Source organism: Aeromonas sp. HMWF015 (genome assembly GCF_963878965.1).
Classification (GTDB): domain Bacteria; phylum Pseudomonadota; class Gammaproteobacteria; order Enterobacterales; family Aeromonadaceae; genus Aeromonas; species Aeromonas veronii.
This window is the reverse complement of sequence record NZ_CAWNZT010000353.1, coordinates 1-2,875: the sequence shown is the minus strand read 5'-3', so window position 1 is coordinate 2,875 and position 2,875 is coordinate 1. Positions and strand designations below refer to the sequence as shown.

Genomic DNA, 2,875 nt, shown 5'->3' with positions numbered 1-2,875 from the left:
GGAGCGGATCCGCGAAAGGCTGGGGCAAGCGCAATGGCACTACCTCCATGTCTGGGCGGGTGAACAACGAGTGGGCCAGCTGGAGTTTCGCAGCTTTTCCGATGAACCCGAGACCGGCTATGTGCAGCTGATTTATCTGTTCCCCGAATATCGCGGCTGCGGGCTGGCCGCGCAGTTGCAGGCCTATATCCGCCAGCAGTTGCTGGGAGCGGGTTGTAAATGGGCGATCCTCTCCGTGAGTCGCACCAATGTGCGGGCCTTGAACCATTACCGGCGCTTTGGCTGGGTGTTTCTGCGCCCCAATCCGAAACATCGGGAGACGGATTTTTATCGACTAACTCTGGCCGAGTGACCTCTGTGGGGGCCTCTGGGTATCCCCTCATTTATTCCCATCCCCCAAATGACTGAATCGTGAGTTAAATCCGGTAAATGGGGCGCGCTTGAGCCACACTTATGGCCACCCTGATTCAGCCTGTGTCGTGAGTGGCCGATAACCGGGGAAACGGTGGTGCGGTGGGGTTCTGGCTGACAGATCTGTTGCAATATGCCAAGGTAGCGCCTCACGGCAACAGCGCGATTCCCCGTGGTGGCGCGGGGCGGAAGAACAAGGATAACTGCTATGGTGCAGGACAGTGACACGATCAGGATCTCGGATGTCAGCGAGGCCGTAGTGCATGGCATTCTGGAGGTGACCAGCGATGGCATCTGGGACTGGCATGCTAATACCGGTTTTGTCTATCGCAACCCTGGCTGATACCGGATGCTGGGTTACGAGCCTCACTCCCTCGGCAATACCGTCTTCACCTGGGAGAACGTGATCCACCCCGACGATCTGGTGGCGGTGATGGCGAAGTTCGATCTCTGCCTGAGCGGCAGCGTCCATGAGTATCGCGCCGAGTATCGTTGTCGCTGTCGGGATGGCAGTTACCTCTGGATCGAGGATTGCGGCCGCATCATTGAGCGCAATCCCGATGGGTCTGTGGCGCGGATGATCGGCGCCCATCGCGATATCCACGCCAGCAAGTTGTTGCTGGAGCAGCTGGAGCGGCGCAATCACTCGCTGGAGCAGCAGGTTGCCGAGCGCACCGCCGAGCTGGTGCGACTCAACGAGGCGCTGCAACAGAAAGCCGAGGAGAACCGTCTGCTGGCAGAGACCGATGCCTTGACTGGCGCCGCCAGCCGCTATCGGCTGGAGCGGGCATTGCAGCTGGAGTGCGAGCGGGCGCGTCGCTTCCATCAGCCCTTCACGGTGATCGCCATGGATGTGGACAACTTCAAGCAGATCAACGACAGCTATGGCCACAATGCCGGGGATCAGACCCTGATCAACATAGTAGCGCTGGTGCGTCGCCATATCCGCGAGATCGATCTGCTGGCCCGTTGGGGCGGTGACGAGTTTATGGTGCTGCTGCCCAACACCGGCCGCGAGGATGCGCTGGTGGTGGCGAGCAAGTTTCAGGCATTGATGGCGAGCGAGCCCATCTGCCCCCATGCGCCCGCTACCATGAGCTTCGGGCTGGCGGAGTATCAGCAGGATGAGCAGAAGGAGAGCCTGATGGTGCGTGCCGATCGGGCGCTCTATCAGGCCAAGCAGCTGGGTAAAGACCAGATCTGCTAACGCGCAGGGTGCGGAAAGAGAGCAGTAAAAAGGGCCGCAGGTTTGAAATCCGCGGCCCTTTTGCATTGTTACTGACGCGGCGCGACTTAGAAGTGGTAGCGCAGACCCAGCTTGAAGGTATCCAGTGAGTAGTGCTCGTCACCCAGGCTCAGGGCGTCGAACTGGCGCTCGTAACCGATACCGGCAGAGAAGTGGTCGTTGAAGGCGTAGTCCAGACCTACTTCCAGATTGGGGTGCACCTTGCTCTTGGTTGCGCTCTCGTTTACCTGACCGCTGAAACCGAGGAGGGTGGCGTTGCCGACAACTTCCACTTCGGTGCGAGTGTAGGCGATACCCGGTTTGGCATAGGCGCTGAAGCCCCAGGCCAGTGGCTGGCTCAGCTTGGCGGCCAGGCTGATGCTGCGGGTTTCGATGGTGGTGTCGGCAAAGCCGCTTGCAATCGGGGAGGTCACCCAGGTCAGCTGATCCATCTGTTGGGCGTGCAGGCCACCTTCAACCGCCAGCCAGGGTTTGAAGCTGTAACCCACGATCAGGCTGCCGCCGTCGAGCTGGTCGTCGATCACTTTGGCGTCATAGGCGTCTTTGGCAGCACCATCGAGATCCATCTTGGAGGTGGTCAGATCCAGACCTGCATACCAGCCTTCGGCATGGGCGCCGCCATTCATGGCCAGAGCAAGCAGGGAGAATGCGGCAATTTTATTAAACTTGTTCATGGATAAATAACCTTGTGTTGCGTGAACTGCGTGTGATTTATATTGCTCAATCCATGAAGCTTTTTATATTTCCGTCATCGCGCTGCTTTCACAGAGGGGCCGCAGTATAGTCAGCGTATTTCTGAATAACAAGAGAGTGATTTCCCCATTCTTCTAAATATGACTGGCTGCAAGCAGGGGCATTTTGTTTAATAAATGGTGTTATTAGAGTTTTAGCTTTATTGAGATTTAAATAATTAACCGGTGAGGCGAATGACAGGCTGTGAGTTTGGTTTTGATTCCATGCAATTGATTTATAACAACATTTTATTTTAATTCTAGCGTAACCATGATTAGCTGTCTAAAAATTGGCATCTCAGATGTCACTGATTGGCATCAGGTTCTTTTCGATGATTTTTTGAACGTATCACAAGGTGAAACCGTGAGAAAAAAATCTATCTTTTTGCCTGTTTTTTGCTCATTTTGAGGTTTGGGATTGTTCCCATTGAGGGTTTTGGTGGTCTTTTGAGGCTGTTTTTGCGTGGGCTATGTTGCCCACCAGATG

2 protein-coding genes and 1 pseudogene are annotated in these 2,875 nt (G+C 55.6%); 2 read left to right on the top strand and 1 reads right to left on the bottom strand.

The annotated features are described in order from the left end of the window. Both AACS18_RS17715 and AACS18_RS17710 read left to right on the top strand, forming a co-directional pair. A partial coding sequence (locus tag AACS18_RS17715; protein ID WP_108612894.1) for a GNAT family N-acetyltransferase occupies positions 1 to 352 on the top strand: 352 nt, incomplete at its 5' end. Between the two features lie 267 nt (positions 353 to 619). Next, positions 620 to 1,618: pseudogene (locus tag AACS18_RS17710) on the top strand (sensor domain-containing diguanylate cyclase). Between the two features lie 86 nt (positions 1,619 to 1,704). On the opposite strand, the gene AACS18_RS17705 reads toward AACS18_RS17710, so the two are convergent. Continuing rightward, positions 1,705 to 2,331 (bottom strand): porin family protein, encoded by a 627-nt coding sequence (locus tag AACS18_RS17705; RefSeq protein ID WP_108612893.1) that lies wholly within the window; start codon positions 2,329 to 2,331, stop codon positions 1,705 to 1,707. Positions 2,332 to 2,875 lie beyond the last annotated feature (544 nt).

Coding starts and splice junctions, on each gene's coding strand:
- AACS18_RS17705 (WP_108612893.1), bottom strand. CDS start 2,331: ATGAACAAGTTTAATAAAATTGCCGCATTCTCCCTGCTTGCTCTGGCC.